Origin of the sequence: Scopulibacillus cellulosilyticus, from assembly GCF_042665295.1 — a bacterium.
Classification (GTDB): domain Bacteria; phylum Bacillota; class Bacilli; order Bacillales; family Sporolactobacillaceae; genus Scopulibacillus_A; species Scopulibacillus_A cellulosilyticus.
Genome location: NZ_JBHTCO010000013.1, coordinates 1 through 15,635, shown reverse-complemented (window position 1 = coordinate 15,635; position 15,635 = coordinate 1). Strand labels below are relative to the sequence as shown.

The following is a 15,635-nucleotide window of genomic DNA, read 5'->3' as shown; positions in this document are numbered from 1 at the left end:
AGAGCCCTTTCTAGAGGGCTCAATTCTAACATTAATTATAAGATCTGTATCCAGCTAAATGATTTTGCCAATAGCTGATGCTAAGATCAGTAATTTTTACACCTGTATTTGAATTTTCAGCGCTGATCATTTGTCCATTTCCAAGATAGATACCTGCATGGCTGATACCTGGCTTATAAGTATTGCTAAAGAATACAACATCGCCCACACTTGGAGAACTTACTGGAGTTCCATCATTGTAAAGATCGGCTGCAGATCTGCCGGCTAAGTCAATACCCGCTTGTTGGAAAACATATTTTATAAAACCGCTGCAATCAAACCCGGACGGTGACATACCGCCATCTGCATATGGAGCGCCATTATATTGTTTGGCAATAGAAGCTATTTCTGAACCGGAAACTTGCTTTTGAGTGTCTTGATTGTTAGCACTATTATTAGGATGATATGCCATATCACTTACATTAGATGATTGATTGTTGTTTGCCGGTGCAGACATAGGATGATAGACATTATCATTATTAGATTTAGAATTGTCATTGTTTACAGTAGTATTATTGCTTTGGCTGTTATTATTGCTGTTGCTGGAGTTACTGCCATTATTATTGTTTGCAACAGAATTACCGTTTAATTTAGAAAGTGTATCTGGACCGGCAATACCGTCAACAGAAAGACCATTTGCACTTTGGAATTGGCGAACAGCATTAGCCGTATTAGGACCATAGATACCGTCAACGCCGCCTTTTAAATAGCCTTTAGAGTTTAATTTGGATTGAAGGTTGCTGACAGCTTGTCCACGGTCACCGGATTGTAAAAGTCCGCTAGATTGTGTATTTTGCTTTGAAACTGGAACAGATTTATGTACAACCGTAGATTGACTGCTATAATTAGTAGATTGATTTTTTAAGCCAATAGATGGCGAATGTGCTGAAGCACTTCCAGGATGCAGCGCTAATGGCGCGATTGCCATTACTCCAGCGACAGTTGTTGTAGTTACAAGTTTTCTTACAATACCTTTAGGTTTTAACAAAACAAAATTCCCCCTAATTTTATTTCTTTTCATAATGAAGCTTTACGATTCAACATTTTTTTCTCTCTGGTGTCAATAATACTCGAATAATGTAACATGCAGGTTTTAAAAAAATTACAATTTGGTTACATTGGTTGATATTGGCTACAAAGTCCTATTATTCTAGAAATTTTTTACTTGAATTATTGGAGAAAAATGGCGAATGATAGGTTGGATTTGTTATATAGAACAAAAGAAGGGGGTTATTGGCAGGTAATCTGCTAGATTAATTCAGAAAAAAAGTCCATTTTTCCTAAACTAAATGCAAGTTAAAATCATAATTTTTAATAGTTATCCAAAAAGGGCGGCTGTCTTTAAGAATTTTCAATCCTTGAGCCGATGATTTTTTTTCATAAAAAACGTTCATTATAATAAGTAGTGTCTGGTTAAAATCACTAACTTTAGGAGGTCAAGATTATGGAATACTTAGCAGTAGTCAATGAACGCAGGTCAGTTAAAAGATATGATAAAGATTATAAAATGACCAAAGAAGAAATAGAAAAGATTATAGAATTAGCGGCTCTATCACCATCAGCCTGGAACTTGCAGCAATGGCATTTTCTCATTGTTACAGATAATGAGAAAAAGGAACAGTTAAAGAAAGCTGCCTGGGATCAGCCAAAAGTTGCCGACGCAAGTGCATCAATTGTCGTTCTTGGCGATTTAGATGCCTATAATCGAGCAGATGAAGTAGCTGATGATTGGATTCAAAAAGGTTACCTCTCTGAAGAGGGAAAGGCCGGGTTGGTTGATACTATTCATAACTTTTACAAAGGCGATCAAACGAAGAGGGACGAAGCGATCCGCGGCGCTTCGCTTGCGGCAATGGCACTGATGCTTACGGCAAAAGATATGGGATATGCGACATGCCCGATGATAGGTTTCGATCCGGAAGCCATTCAAAAGGAATTTAATGTACCAAAAAATTTGGTTCCTGTTATGATGATTACTCTTGGTAAAGGTGAGGCAGAAACGAGAGAGCGCGGTTCCCGGCGCGGACCAAAAGAAATTATTACTTATGAATCATTCGAATGATAATAACACCCAAAATCCCTTGTTATTTAAGGGATTTTTTTTAAAAATAGGTTTTTCCATAGGTCTTTGTCCATTTCAGACGATGGTTATTTTACATAATCTATAGTGAATTAACCATAAGGAGGCATGTTAAAATGCATTTGGATAATGAAAATATGTTTAATCCAAATTTGGCTAACTGGGAAAATGAAATGCATCACCACAAATTTGACCATCATGGCGCACATCACCATGGTATGCATCATCATGATCATCATGACGCACATCACCATGGTATGCATCATCATGACGGAGGGAACCCAAATATGCCATATGGCAATGAACCGATGATGGATGGTACAGGGCCAATGATGGATGGTATGGGACCAATGATGGATGGTGCTGGACCTTGCCCGCCAAAGGTGATGCCGGAAGTAGTTTGTGATCCGCAATATTCTCAACAAAACTATTATGAGAATATAGTCGTACCGTATATTCATCCGTCTCATACGTTACATTGGAAACACACTCATGTCACAAATGCTCATTATTACCCTCATACTGAGTCGATGAAATGTACAGAAAGCTGCGAAGACGTGAATTGCGGATGTGTGCTGCCGCAGCATTTGCATCATCCGCATCATCCGCAACACCCGCACCATCCGCATCATATGCATCATCATGGAAAGTTCTAGATCGTATGTATCTTAATCATGTATAATTAAATAGGAGCGGTGGATCCGTTTAATAATATAAAGCGCCATATTCAAAGTGAATATGGCGTTTATTCAGTGTCGTTCCGGAGACTCAATAATAACTTTTTATTTATCCACATCATTAACATTATCCACAGCTCACAGGGGAGACCCCAGGAAAGGAGTGAAGCAAAAATGAATGAACAAACCCAGTTATCATCACATATTCCTTCATCAAATAGAAAGCGATGGATCGCCGGTGCCATTATATTTATTATTGCAGCAATTATAGGTTTATATTGGGTAAAATGGCACCCTTATTACGGGAAGGCGCTAAATGCCGTGACTACTCACTCGGTCGGTTCTTCTATTATTTCCGGCGGCCATAGTAAGACGCCGGAACCGTCGTGGTCAGCGGCGTGGCAATACAGCGTTGCCTATTTTCAATCGATTTGGAAAGCTTTTGTTGTAGGACTTATTCTGGCCTCACTTATTCAAGTTCTTATCCCGCGAGATTGGTTCCGCCGTGTGCTGGGTAAAACGACTTACGGCAGTACGGTTATAGCCGGTCTTTCTGCTTTGCCTGGTATGATGTGCACTTGCTGTACGGCGCCGCTTGTTGTAGGTATGCGAAAACAGGCGAGTTCTGTTTCAGCGGCTGCAGCTTTCTGGTTTGGCAATACAGCATTAAATCCTGCTGTTCTTGTTTTTATGTTTTTTGTTTTAGGTTGGAAGTTCACCGTTCTGCGTCTTATTTTTGGCATCATTATCGTGTTTGGACTAAGCTACCTGGCAGGACGGATAGCAAAAGAGCAAGATCAGCCGCTCGAAATCATCCAAAAAACAGCCAATAATAATAATGACGATCCTAAAGGGCGCCTTCCAATTCGTTGGTTAAAGAACCTGGGTTCTATCGTATTAACAACTCTTCCTATATATATTATTAGTGTTTTTGTATTAGGGGCTTTTCGGGCATGGCTTTTTCCGATAGTTGGCGGTGATTGGGGCAACGGTATTTTAGCTATTATTATCTTTGCGATTGCGGGTACCTTATTTGTTATTCCAACCGCAGGAGAGATTCCTATTGTTCAAGCGTTTATGGCAATGGGATTAGGAACCGGGCCAGCAGCTGCGCTTGCAATCACGCTTCCTGTTATCAGTTTGCCGTCCATGTTAATGGTACGGAGAGCCTTGTCTTGGCGGACACTTATTTTTCTTGGTATCAGTATCATGATATTGGGCATTATCAGCGGTCTTATTGGTATGTTTTTTCTTTAGTTAATTTGGCAAATAATATAAATTATATCCGGACCATGGTTATTAAGTTATCCACATTATCAACACTATCCACAAGTTCACAGGGTCAGACCCCACTATAAGGAGGAGGCACCGGTATGGATATTTTCTCGTTGATTGCAGAAGGGAAGATACGTGAAGCTATGAATAACGGTGAATTTGATAATTTGAAAGGGAAAGGCAAGCCATTGAAGATGGAAAAATTATCTGGTGTACCTGACGACCTTCGCATGAGTTATAAAATCTTAAAAAATTCGGGTTATGTTCCCGAGGAAGTTCAATTAAAGAAGGAAATGCTTTCACTGGAAGACTTAATTTCCTGTTGTGATGATGAAAAAGAAATTGCCTCTTTGCATAGGGAACTTACCGAGAAAACAATACGATATAACCAGTTAATGGAACGAAGGAATCTTACAAAATCGAAGGCCTATTATGCTTATAAGGATAAGGTTGCGGACAAGTTTAAATTATAAAGAATACACTCTGACTGGCATGCAGCAGGTGCAGCCAGAGGCAGTTATACTTATGCTTTAAACCTAAGCCGCCGTTCGTTTGTGAAAGTATGGAAATGCGCCATGTTCCAAGTTGAACATGGCGCTAATTTAATGGCCTTGATATATGCAAATAATGCGTTATCCACATTATTAACATTATCCACAATTCACAGGGTCAGACCCCCTATTTACTCTTTCTTTCAACATCCATTGGAGGGAATCCGGGTTTTGCTTTTAATTCATAACGGTCTGAAAGTTCCTTTGCCAATTCTAAATCTTGGCCATCCGGGTTTTTTTCGTATTTAGGTGTTTGCGGTAAATCTTGTTTGTTTTTATCGCGCTTTTTACGATGATGCGATCTGCCCATATATTCTCATTCCTTTCTGTAGCTTCTTATTTATGTTGTGAAAGGATGAGAGAAATAATGCAAAGTCCTCTTGTGATTTCACAAGAGGACTTACTATATTGACTAAATCGGCATCATTTATCCACATTATCAACACTATCCACAAGTTCACAGGGTCAGACCCCCAAAAAGCGGTATAATAATTTTTTTAGGAGCGGGGTAATGTATGAAGGGATTTCTTCTACGGTCGGTATGATAAGACTTTGCCTTCCGTAAATATTTTGCATTGTTTCTTTTTCGCTGTCTTGGGTGTATTCATTCGACAGGAAGACGCCGATGACTTCTATTCCTTTTTTTCGTATGTCAAGGACGGCTTCTTGTGTATCGACAATGCCGTTCTCGCTGTAATCGAAGGCAGATGGTTCGCCGTCTGTAAAAACGAGCAGTATTTTATGCTTTTCAGGTCTAGCCAACAATTCTTTAGCGGCTGTTCGGATGGCAAAGCCGTCGCGGTTGTCCTCTTCAGGATGAAGTTGAAGGATATTTGCGCCTTGTCCGGGTAATAAGGATTTTTCATACTTGATGACTTCGAGAAAAATGTTAGGCTGTTCATTGTCATCAGCGGACAGGGCATCTTCCCAAAAACCCGTTACAGCATGGGGGACGCCAAGAGATAGCAATGATTCATGAAAAAGAGCGATACCCGCTTGTGTTTCTTCCATTTTGTCGTACATGGAAGCTGAACAGTCAACAAGAAGCGAGAAGACAACATCCAATTCTGTACTTGGTTCTTGTTTTTTATAAAATAGCCTTGGATTATCGTCGGTAACAATTCGCAATAGCTTTTTGTTTAACCTTCCAAAGTGCAAATCCGTTCTAGGAGCAATTTGTTTTTGTTCAATCGTTTTTTGGATCGATTGCTGAAGGCTTTTTTGTACAGGCTGGATTTTTGCCTTTAAATTTTTATAGGCCTGTTGATCGGCGGGATTGGGCTTTTTAACACCTTTTATGATGGCTTTGGCGTTCCTGTTGACTTCAGCGTATCCATAATCCTCTCCGGAAGGTACAGCCCCCTCGCTTTTACTCGTTTCCATTTGATTTTCATCAAATTGGTTTCCCTCGGAATCCTTTGATGCGCCTTGGACGCTGGCAAGAGCTTGATCCCCGGATTCTGATTTGCGTTCACCCTCACCGATAAGGTCTGTTTTCTGTCCTTCATCTAAATCAAATTGAAGAAAATTATCTCCTTCTTGTTCTTGCTCTTGGTGCCAAGAAGGCATTTTCTCTTTGTGTGCTTCTTTGTCTTCCTTATCCTCAACCTGTTTAGAAGAGTCGCTAATCAGTTCGTTCTTTTCTTCCATAGACGCTTCATCCGCTTCCGGCTCACTTAAGGATTCATACATGGTTAGGTAAGAGGCTTCCATATCTCCAAGTTCCTTATTAATCTCGTTTCCGATTAAAATTGCCAAATCACGAATGTCAGCCGTATGTTCAGCTTTAGGACATTCGGAAACGGCTTTTCGCATTATTGGTTTTAAGTGTGCAATAGGCTGCGGTAAAGCAATGGGTTTGCCGATAAACTGCAAATAAAAAGCGCAAAAAAGGGCATCAAGCCATTCATTTTTTGATTTATGATAAGAGAAACGCTCACGGAAACGTCTATGAAAGAGGTCATGCCTGGCCTGAAAAGCGACAATCATCCCTGGGCGCTTTTCACAGGATACTTTCTCAAGGCGCATATCTTCCAAAAAACAAAAAATTTGTTTTCGAAATGAAGGGGCATTCATTGTGTCAATCTCAGATAAATAATGGCTAACAGCCTGATAATCAGTAAAATGGAGGTTTCCAAAAGCTCTTAAATAAATATCACTTTTCATGCCGTCCTTTTTACTTTCATCAAGCAGTCTTGTCCAATAATGACTGACAGTGACTGTATCTTCTTCTTTTCTATAGTAGGAATGGAAAGCAAAGTCAACCTTTAAATCTTCTGAAGAAGCCAGTGTTTTAGCTAAATCCGTCAGCTCAATTTTAAGAAATGGATCAATGCGTTTTTCCATAAAGTTTAAGAACTTCATCGTTTTTCACCTCTCTTTCTTTTAACAGACAGTCAAAAATTCTTAGCGTCCAAAAATGGTTTCGGAAATGTTTTGAACAGCCGCTTTTTCACGATCATCTTCAAGCTTGTCGATAATTGCCCGGCGGATGGCGCGGACGGGCGGCATGTATGCAGATAAATCGCAGGCATCTAAAAGTGAACGGGTAGATGCGCCTTCTTCTGAGATTTGGCCTTCTTTTACTTTTGAAAGGAGATCCTGGCTTAACGTTACAAATTGTGATATGACATTTTCATCCTTAAGCAGTGACTGTTCTTTTAACATACTTCCGAGCGCATCACCTTGAAGGTAAGGCACGTCAATCACAACAAAGCGGTTTTTTAATGCTTCATTTAAAGGCGTTGTCCCGACATAACCTTCGTTTATTGCAGCAATAACGCTAAATCCTTCTTTGGCTTTTACTGTTTCACCGGTAAAAGGGTTTAAAACCATTCTCCTGTAGTCGAGAACACCGTTAAGAATCGGCAGCGTTTCAGCCTTTGCCGTATTAATTTCATCAATATATAACATTTGTCCCTGTTTCATCGCTTTTTCAACAGGTCCTGAAACAAATGTAATGTGAGCGTTATTGTCATCATCATAGGAAAGCGTTTTGTATCCCAACAACGCTTCCGCATCCAAATCAACTGAACAGTTAATAGAATGCATTGGCTGATAAAATAAGTAAGACAATAATTCGGCAAGCTTCGTTTTACCGGATCCCGTCGGTCCTTTTAAAAGGACGTTCTTACCGAGAGCAAGGGCTGTGACAGCATCGTTAATAATATTCTCATCCGGTGCCGTATAGCCTGTTTTGCCAATCAGCCATTCAACCTCTTCTGCATAGCGTGATTGATTTTGTTCATTTATTGTTAAAACACGATCCTGAATAACGTCAGGGAGTGTGTTTAAAAGTTCACTATCTAACAAAGTAAACCCTCCATAAAATATTTTTCATCCAACATTCTATGATAATCGATATCCGTCATTTAGTCTAATAATGGCATTTCGGAGCTAAAATAAGAAAATAAATAAAAAGCGGGGCAACCCCCGCTTTAAAATTTCTCTTTCCATGACTCTACAGCTTCCCTGGTTTTTGCCAATTGATCAACCGTAAAATCATATTGTGATGAAGCGTAAGCAAAAAAAAGAACATCAATGACCAAGAGTTGGGCAAAACGCGATGTCGTTGCCGCACTCCTGAGTTCCGCCTCCGGAGCACGGGCTGTATTAATCACAATATCAGCTGTCTGTGAAAGCTTATTATTGCCAAAACGGGAAAGACCGATGGTAGTAATGCCGTAATCCTTGGCAAGCTTTGTTAAATGAACCACTTCCGGTGTATCCCCGCTGTATGAGATCCCGAAGAAAACAGCGTCAGGAGGGGAGGTGGCAAAATTCATCGACAGTATATGGCAGTCGGAGATAGAGAAAATATGCTTGCCAAGCCTCTGCCACTTTTGGGCAACGTCTTCTGCAACAATATAGGATGCGCCAACGCCATAAACGTAAATAACCGATGCTTTGCGCATGACCTCAATGGTTCTTTTTATAGCTGAACTGTCCAAGTGACCTGCAGTTGTTTGAAGGGTCTGCAATGTATTAGACATGATTTTATTTGCGATTGATTCAACCTCTTCATTTGATTCTATATCAAGATAACCGGGCTGTTGCGGTTTGGACATTTCAACAGAAAGACGTATTTTTAAGTCTGGAAAACCGTCCAGCCCCATGGAACGGCAAAAACGGACAATGGCAGCACTGCTTGTTCCGGCTTTTTTTGCTGTTTCATGGATGCTCATTTTAATAACTTCTTTTGGAAAATCCATGATATATTCTGCGACCTTTTGTTCCGAGTCAGGTAAATCAGATAAAGCCGCTTTTATTTGGGAAATAATACTACCAATTGTCATCCAGTAATCTCCTTTTAGTTGTTATTAACAGTTTCGATCCATTTAATATTAAACTTGCCGCCGGGTTCGACAGCGTCTAACAGAGGTAAATCTTCGCTTATTATTTGCCCGACGACATTGACTTTATCATCTTTCGGCAAGTCTGTCAGGGTTATTTGCAATTCGCCGGCGTAGCGGCCGTAAAGTTTGTTATCGATTGTAATAGATCCGCGCGGCCGTTCAGTTGTTTGATAAGGTTCATATTTCATGCCGTTTTCACTGGCATAAGTGCGGGATTCAGCCGAGCGCAGGCAATCCCTGGCCGGATCTGGACGATTTGTATGACTGACAGGAATGGTTTCTCTTAAACGCTTTTCAAGATATGGCCATGCTCTTAATGTTATCACACGCTCTTTTTGCCATTCAGCAAATTGTACTAAGGCAGTTTGCGATAAATAGGGATCGCCAACATGCACCTTATCTACTTCACAAGAATGAATAAGTTCTAAATAAGCAGCAAATGGCGATAAGTTTCGATGCTTTTCAAGCGTCGGCAGACCGAGATGAAGGGGGCCGCGCAATGATGCGTCACCGGGGATAAACGCCATCGTTTGGATACCGTATTTGTGAAATAATTGATTTTTTTCAATGAGATAGGCTTTGCTCAAACCGGTTTCAGGACGGGGATAAAAGTTGTGCCAAGCCTCTGTGTGACCGGTAATTAATCCGTTTTTTGTCAATTGGTCAAGCTTTGTTTCTGTTATAGTGCTCGCATTAAGGGCGATTCGCATTTGTTGTGAAAGACTGATAATCGTTTGTTCATCAATTCCGTAATCAATGCGCAATCCGTCAACGCCCCAGTTTAATAGTTCGGCAGCCGTTGAAAAAGAAAGACCAAGGTGCTCCATTGATTTTGATGATATATCAGCCATTAAAGTCATACTATTATCTTTTGAAAGCTGGCCTAATGCTTTTAATCGTTCACGGTATTGAGACGGGTCATCTTCTGGAATGTGCAGTGAAGTGAAGATGGCTTCAAACCCGTGTTGCTTGGCATCTTTTATAAAACTTTCACCGGCTGCGGTAAGTTTATTGTTTAAATAAATAGAAATCCCGAGCATAAGCAATCCTCCAAATTTAGCCCGCATCCTTTTCAAAAGGTGCGGGCCATTTACATTTTTTATACGTTAAGCGTATAAATTGGCAATTGCCTGCGCCTTTAAGGCTTGGCGCCAGCCAAGTTTTCTTTATATATTTTTGGCCATTTCATCTTTAAAACCGAAAAAGTATGTGAAAATAAAGCCGGCAATGTATGTGATAACTAGGCCAATAAAGTATTGTAAATATTTATTTTGCACAATTAAAGGTATAAGTGACAAGCCGGAGACGCCGATGCCGGCTGAAGCTGTATGCATAACCGCTTGAAAGGCACCGCCGACAGCACCGCCGAGACAAGCTGTGATGAATGGACGGCCAAGGGGAAGGGTAACCCCGTATAAGAGCGGCTCGCCAATACCTAAGAAGCCGACAGGAAGACCGCCTTTGATAATATTGCGCAAGCGTTTGTTTTTAGTTTTGACAAAGATTGCAATAGCTGCGCCAACTTGACCGGCACCTGCCATGGCCAGAATCGGCAGAAGCGGGGTGTAGCCTAACTTATTAATCATTTCCATATGGATTGGCGTGAGTCCCTGATGCAAGCCAACCATAACAAGCGGGAGAAAGAACCCGGCTAGAATAGCACCGGCCACGACACCGCCGACATTCAAGATGGCGTTGATACCGTTAGTAATGCCGTCTGAAAGGATCCCGGCTACCGGTTGAACAACAAAGACAGTTAAAATGCCGACAACTAAAACGGTGATAGTAGAAGTAAAAATAATATCAATAGAATTCGGTATGAATTTACGGACAACTTTTTCTATAATAACCATTAACCAAGCGGCAAACATGACACCAATCAAACCGCCGCGCCCGGCGATTAAATGTTGACCGAAGACAACCATATCCGCCAGTGCGGGGTTGATAATAAAGATACCGGCAATAGCGCCTAATACAGGTGTTCCGCCAAACTCTTTAGCGGTGTTCCAGCCAACAAGAATACCCATATAGGTAAAGATACCGCCGCCGATAAACAATAACAGCTGCATCCAAATATCTTTTGGATCAGCACCGGCGTTTTTAGCAAAGTTGGCAATCCCGTTTAAAATACCGGATGCGACCAATCCTGGAATGAGCGGTATAAAGATGTTGCCGATTTTTCGCAAAACATTTTTAACCGGTGTGTTGTTCTTTTTTTTAATTTCTGACTTCTTTTCAAGAGCTTTTTCGGTATATGGCCCATCAGGGTTTTCGTTTACTTCACCGGCCTTTAACCCTGTTATTTTAGTAATTTCAGCGGAAACTTTATTAACAGTACCTGGTCCCACAACGACTTGTAATGTTTCATCTTCTACGACGCCCATAACACCATCGATAGCTTTTAATTTACTAATATCAGCTTTTGTGAAATCTTTTAATTTCATCCGGACCCTTGTCATACAATAGGCTTGACTGATAAGGTTTTCTTGACCACCGACATTTTCTAATATTTCTTTGGCCATACGTTCTTCTTTTTTCACTGTTGTACTACCCCCTTTAATTTTCTTTTAAAACAATGAAACTGGTAAACTTATAATTGGATGAAATCCCTCCAATCTTTAGAAAAATATTTAGCCAGTTTCTCTACTCAACAGCTTTCCGAACAAACCCTTGTGATTTTTCCAAACGTTTGACAGCATCTTCATATGACATGCCGGTAAGCAGCATAACAATAGCAATCTTTGGTTTATCATTGGCCTTTTTCAAATATTCTTCTGCCGTTTTAAAATCACAAGACGTTGCTTCCATAACAATCCGTTTTGCGCGTTCTACCAGTTTTTCATTCGTAAGCTGCAAATCCACCATTAAATTTCCATAGACTTTGCCTATCCCAATCATTGAGGCTGTTGACAGCATATTGCAAATAAGCTTTTGTGCAGTGCCTGCCTTTAATCGGGTTGAACCTGTTAAAACCTCGGGGCCGTTAACCACTTCGATGGCAATTTGCGCAGCCTTTCCAATTTCGGAATCTTTATTGCAGCTGACGGCAATGCTTGTTGCGCCGATTTTGTTAGCGTATTCAAGACCGGCAATGACATAGGGCGTACGGCCGCTGGCTGCGATGCCGACGACCGCATCTTTTTTAGTTAACTTGATGTCTTGTAAATCTTGTACTCCTAATGTTCGGCTGTCTTCAGCCCCTTCAACTGCTTTAATAAAGGCTCTTTCGCCGCCGGCTATTAATCCAATCACCTCATCAGGATTCGTACCGAATGTTGGCGGACATTCAACGGCGTCAAGAAGGCCGATCCTGCCGCTGGTGCCGGCACCCATATAAATAAGACGGCCGCCGGATTTGAAGGATTTTATAATTCTTTTAACTGCTTCTGCAATTTGCGGAATTTGTTCACGGATAGCCTGAGCAACTTTTGCGTCCTCTTCATTCATGACTTTTAAAAATTCTTCTATCGACATTTGATCTAAATTCATCGTGCGTTTGTTTCTTGTCTCTGTTGTTAAATGATTAAGCATCGTGTCTATCACCACAATTCTAGAGTATTGAAAGCGTTTTCTGATTTATATTATATGATCAGTAAAATAAAATATCAATAATAAATAAAAAAAATAAAATTAAATTTTAAATAAACGTTTAATAAACAAAGCCAGCATAGCTTCCAATTTATATTTTTCTTAAGTATTAAAAAGCCCAAGGCCATAAAATATAGCCTTGGGTTCTAAAATCAAATTTCAAACATCCAACTTCTAATATCTAGAACTTGTAAGTCCAAAATCTTTCTGTTTTAAGTTGATTCATAAATTCTTGATTTTCTTTGCTGAGGCGTTTTTTTATTCCTTGGACCAGTCCTTGTGTTTGTGAGCGGTGGGCTTTTATAACTTCAAGCTTCCGTTCAGCAAACTCGCTGACGTCCCTCTTAATATCCGGTTGACCTAATTTGTCGTAACAGTCATGAGAAAATGCGACACAGTTAACTGCCGGTCTTTGATCTTCCGGCATGCTTTGGACAGCCTTAATAACAGCTGCGCCGCATGCATTATGGTCAGGGTGGACGCTGTAACCGGGATAAAAAGTAATGATAACTTCCGGATGTATTTCATCAATAATTGCACGGATGCGCTTAGCAAGCTCATCTGGATCTTCGAATTCAACTGTTTTGTCGCGAAGACCCATGCGTCGCAAATCCTGAATGCCTGTAATCAGGCAAGCTTCTTCAAGTTCTTTTTTACGAATCCCCGGCAATGATTCACGTGTCGCAAAAGGCGGCCTTCCCATGTTACGTCCCATTTCACCTAGAGTTAGGCAAGCATATGTAACAGAGGCCCCTTCTTGAATATATTTCATAATACTGCCGGAAACACCGAATGCTTCATCATCCGGATGCGGAAATACTATTAAAATGTGGCGATCCATCTTTATTCTCCTTCCTGCAGGGATGTTACGTATTAAAATGGTTCCTTGCTTATCTCCAGAGCGACAGCAAGTTTTCCTTCGTGATCGTGACCGGCGATCAGCAACCGCCCTTGATCGTCAATTTCCCAATCTGTAAGACCCTCGGCATAAATCCATCCTATCGGCATTTTAAGACCGATCCGGTATGGATCGTCGCCGGTAATAGTTCCCCGCGTATAGCTTACTTTTGCGTTTCTTATATATGCGCCCGCCGAGAAGAAACCTTCATTAAAATGGGAGGCATAGGCGCCATTGGTTGTTTCAAGGTGGATGTATACCTCTTGATTAGCAAATGTATCTAAAGCCTGTTGCACTTCGGATCGTTTTATCGGCTGCAACTGTCATTCCTCCTTTAATCAGCGAACTTTACAACAAACATGATGTTCGATAATTTTATTCTACACACTATCATACAACTTTGAATGGGTTTGTTATAAAAATATGCTTAGTGAAATGCATATTTATGTTTTTAGAAATTAGAAAAGGTGAAAAATAAAGTTAGTACCTATGATTAGGAGTGACCATTATTTATGAAACAGAGAAAATTAATTTTAGCATCTTCATCTCCGCGCCGCCGTGAGCTTATACATACATTGGGCCTGCCTGTCGAGATAAAGAAAAATGATGTTGACGAAACGATTAACAAAAATATGACGCCTTCTGAAGTTGTCAAGGAGCTCTCGTTAAGAAAAGCAAACGCAGCTTATGCGGCATGTAAGGAGGATAACGAGCATGGCATTATCGTTGGCTCCGATACGATTGTTGTTTTAGATGGCAAAAGGCTCGGCAAACCAAAAAATAAAGATGATGCTTTCCATATGTTAAACATGCTTCAAGGAAATATTCATGAAGTTTACAGCGGAATTGCTTGTATTGATTCAGAGTCAGGTAAAACCCAAGTGAATGACAGCATGACCCGGGTTAAGATTAAAACTTTATCTTCAGAACAGATAAAACGCTATATAAATACAGGCGAACCGATGGATAAAGCAGGTGCTTACGGTATTCAAGGACTTGGGGCGACTTTTGTTAAAAAAATAGACGGTGATTATTTTACTGTTGTAGGCTTACCGTTGGCCCTATTGGCTGATATGCTTGGAGAGTTTGACATTCAAGTCATATAAAAGATCTTCAAATCACTTCACCGTTTTTAGTTGGAAAGAGCTCGAAAATATATCCAATGTGATTGATGAAGTGAGCCAAACTGTCAATAGTATCGCCGTTTCAACTGATAATCAAAAAGATCTTTCTGAGAAGATTCATTAAAGATTTGGTCAAATAAGGCTGCTTTTTATCTATTAACACAATGTTTTAATTTTAAATTGGACGGGTAGATACATATTAGAAAGATAAAAGGAGGATTTACCTAATGAGCAAGAAAGTAGCTGTAGTCATGACTGATATGGTTGAGGACTCTGAATATAGTGAACCTGCAAAAGCTTTAAAGGAAGCAGGACATCAATTAACCATTATTGAGAAAGAAAAAGGAAAAACGATAAAAGGGAAAAAAGGCGAAGTTTCAGTAACAGCAGATGCATCCATTGACGATGTGAAGCCAAGTGATTTTGATGCACTGTTAATTCCGGGCGGTTTCTCACCGGATATCCTTCGTGCCGATGACCGGTTTGTAAGTTTTGTAAAATCATTTATGGACGATAAAAAGCCTGTGTTTGCAATTTGCCACGGACCTCAGTTACTCATTACAGCTGAGACATTAAACGGGCGTGATGCAACAGGTTATAAATCTATTCAAGTAGACTTGAAGAACGCCGGCGCAAACTTCCATGATGAAGAGGTTGTCGTTTGTCAAAATCAGCTGGTAACAAGCCGTACGCCGGATGACTTACCGGCATTTAACCGCGAAAGCTTAAAATTACTGCAATAATTAAGGTAAATAGAAGAGGGCTGTCTCATAATAATGAGGCAGCTTTTTTTTAAGCTTGGCTCATTTTGATTAATATAAGATCATACAAAGTTCTGCCAGTCTTTGGGCAACCAACCCATTTTTAAAATAAAAGTAAAAAAGTTGATTGCCGAAGCCGGCTTGGACCGGCTTCGGATTTTTTATAAAAAGAAAACCATACGCTAGGCGTATGGTTCCGGAAAGCTTTCAGCGATGTAACAAAAAAAGCCCCTCTAGTGATAAAATAAATTTTGGTTCGCCAACCAGATTTATTTTACTAGGAGGGA

Annotated in this window: 16 protein-coding genes; 6 read left to right on the top strand and 10 right to left on the bottom strand. The window is 40.3% G+C overall.

The annotated features are described in order from the left end of the window. Window positions 1–31 precede the first annotated feature (31 nt). On the bottom strand, window positions 32–1,027 hold the full coding sequence (locus tag ACFQRG_RS10670; protein WP_380965909.1) for a C40 family peptidase: 996 nt from the start codon (window positions 1,025–1,027) through the stop codon (window positions 32–34). 456 nt (window positions 1,028–1,483) lie between these two features. On the opposite strand from ACFQRG_RS10670, the gene ACFQRG_RS10665 reads away from it, so the two are divergent. The 4 genes from ACFQRG_RS10665 to ACFQRG_RS10650 all read left to right on the top strand — a co-directional run bounded on the left by ACFQRG_RS10665 (window position 1,484) and on the right by ACFQRG_RS10650 (window position 4,544). Then, window positions 1,484–2,101 carry a nitroreductase family protein gene (locus tag ACFQRG_RS10665; protein WP_380965908.1) on the top strand — a complete coding sequence of 206 codons (618 nt, stop codon included), beginning with the start codon at window positions 1,484–1,486 and terminating at the stop codon, window positions 2,099–2,101. A 134-nt stretch (window positions 2,102–2,235) separates the two neighbouring features. Further along, the gene (locus ACFQRG_RS10660) at window positions 2,236–2,775 is read left to right on the top strand and encodes a CotD family spore coat protein (RefSeq protein ID WP_380965907.1); all 540 of its coding nucleotides are present in this window, start codon (window positions 2,236–2,238) and stop codon (window positions 2,773–2,775) included. Between the two features lie 195 nt (window positions 2,776–2,970). Beyond that, window positions 2,971–4,053, top strand: a complete 1,083-nt coding sequence (locus ACFQRG_RS10655) for a permease (protein WP_380965906.1) — start codon at window positions 2,971–2,973, stop codon at window positions 4,051–4,053. Between the two features lie 116 nt (window positions 4,054–4,169). Then, the gene (locus tag ACFQRG_RS10650; protein ID WP_380965905.1) at window positions 4,170–4,544 is read left to right on the top strand and encodes a DnaJ family domain-containing protein; all 375 of its coding nucleotides are present in this window, start codon (window positions 4,170–4,172) and stop codon (window positions 4,542–4,544) included. A gap of 205 nt (window positions 4,545–4,749) precedes the next feature. On the opposite strand, the gene ACFQRG_RS10645 is transcribed toward ACFQRG_RS10650, so the two are convergent. From ACFQRG_RS10645 to ACFQRG_RS10605, 9 genes are all read right to left on the bottom strand, one after another. Further along, window positions 4,750–4,932, bottom strand: a complete 183-nt coding sequence (locus tag ACFQRG_RS10645) for a YfhD family protein (protein WP_380965904.1) — start codon at window positions 4,930–4,932, stop codon at window positions 4,750–4,752. 155 nt (window positions 4,933–5,087) lie between these two features. Then, window positions 5,088–6,986 carry a nitric oxide reductase activation protein NorD gene (locus tag ACFQRG_RS10640; RefSeq protein ID WP_380965903.1) on the bottom strand — a complete coding sequence of 633 codons (1,899 nt, stop codon included), beginning with the start codon at window positions 6,984–6,986 and terminating at the stop codon, window positions 5,088–5,090. Between the two features lie 42 nt (window positions 6,987–7,028). Then, window positions 7,029–7,934 (bottom strand): AAA family ATPase, encoded by a 906-nt coding sequence (locus ACFQRG_RS10635; RefSeq protein WP_380965902.1) that lies wholly within the window; start codon window positions 7,932–7,934, stop codon window positions 7,029–7,031. A 125-nt stretch (window positions 7,935–8,059) separates the two neighbouring features. Next, the gene (locus ACFQRG_RS10630; protein ID WP_380965901.1) at window positions 8,060–8,917 is read right to left on the bottom strand and encodes a MurR/RpiR family transcriptional regulator; all 858 of its coding nucleotides are present in this window, start codon (window positions 8,915–8,917) and stop codon (window positions 8,060–8,062) included. A 14-nt stretch (window positions 8,918–8,931) separates the two neighbouring features. Next, complete coding sequence (locus ACFQRG_RS10625; protein WP_380965900.1) at window positions 8,932–10,017, bottom strand: DUF871 domain-containing protein; 1,086 nt, start codon at window positions 10,015–10,017, stop codon at window positions 8,932–8,934. A 126-nt stretch (window positions 10,018–10,143) separates the two neighbouring features. Beyond that, entirely contained in the window at window positions 10,144–11,517 is a 1,374-nt protein-coding gene (locus ACFQRG_RS10620; RefSeq protein ID WP_380965899.1) for a PTS transporter subunit EIIC, read from the bottom strand. Window positions 11,518–11,620: 103 nt separating this feature from the next. Further along, window positions 11,621–12,508, bottom strand: coding sequence for an N-acetylmuramic acid 6-phosphate etherase (gene murQ / locus ACFQRG_RS10615; RefSeq protein WP_380965898.1), 888 nt, complete (start codon window positions 12,506–12,508; stop codon window positions 11,621–11,623). Between the two features lie 238 nt (window positions 12,509–12,746). Then, window positions 12,747–13,406, bottom strand: coding sequence for a bacillithiol biosynthesis deacetylase BshB2 (gene bshB2, locus ACFQRG_RS10610; protein WP_380965897.1), 660 nt, complete (start codon window positions 13,404–13,406; stop codon window positions 12,747–12,749). Window positions 13,407–13,438: 32 nt separating this feature from the next. Further along, window positions 13,439–13,783, bottom strand: a complete 345-nt coding sequence (locus ACFQRG_RS10605) for a YojF family protein (RefSeq protein ID WP_380965895.1) — start codon at window positions 13,781–13,783, stop codon at window positions 13,439–13,441. A gap of 192 nt (window positions 13,784–13,975) precedes the next feature. On the opposite strand from ACFQRG_RS10605, the gene ACFQRG_RS10600 reads away from it, so the two are divergent. Both ACFQRG_RS10600 and ACFQRG_RS10595 read left to right on the top strand, forming a co-directional pair. Then, window positions 13,976–14,569 carry a Maf family protein gene (locus ACFQRG_RS10600; protein WP_380965894.1) on the top strand — a complete coding sequence of 198 codons (594 nt, stop codon included), beginning with the start codon at window positions 13,976–13,978 and terminating at the stop codon, window positions 14,567–14,569. Window positions 14,570–14,814: 245 nt separating this feature from the next. Further along, the gene (locus ACFQRG_RS10595) at window positions 14,815–15,330 is read left to right on the top strand and encodes a type 1 glutamine amidotransferase domain-containing protein (RefSeq protein ID WP_380965893.1); all 516 of its coding nucleotides are present in this window, start codon (window positions 14,815–14,817) and stop codon (window positions 15,328–15,330) included. The last annotated feature ends 305 nt before the right edge of the window (window positions 15,331–15,635 follow it).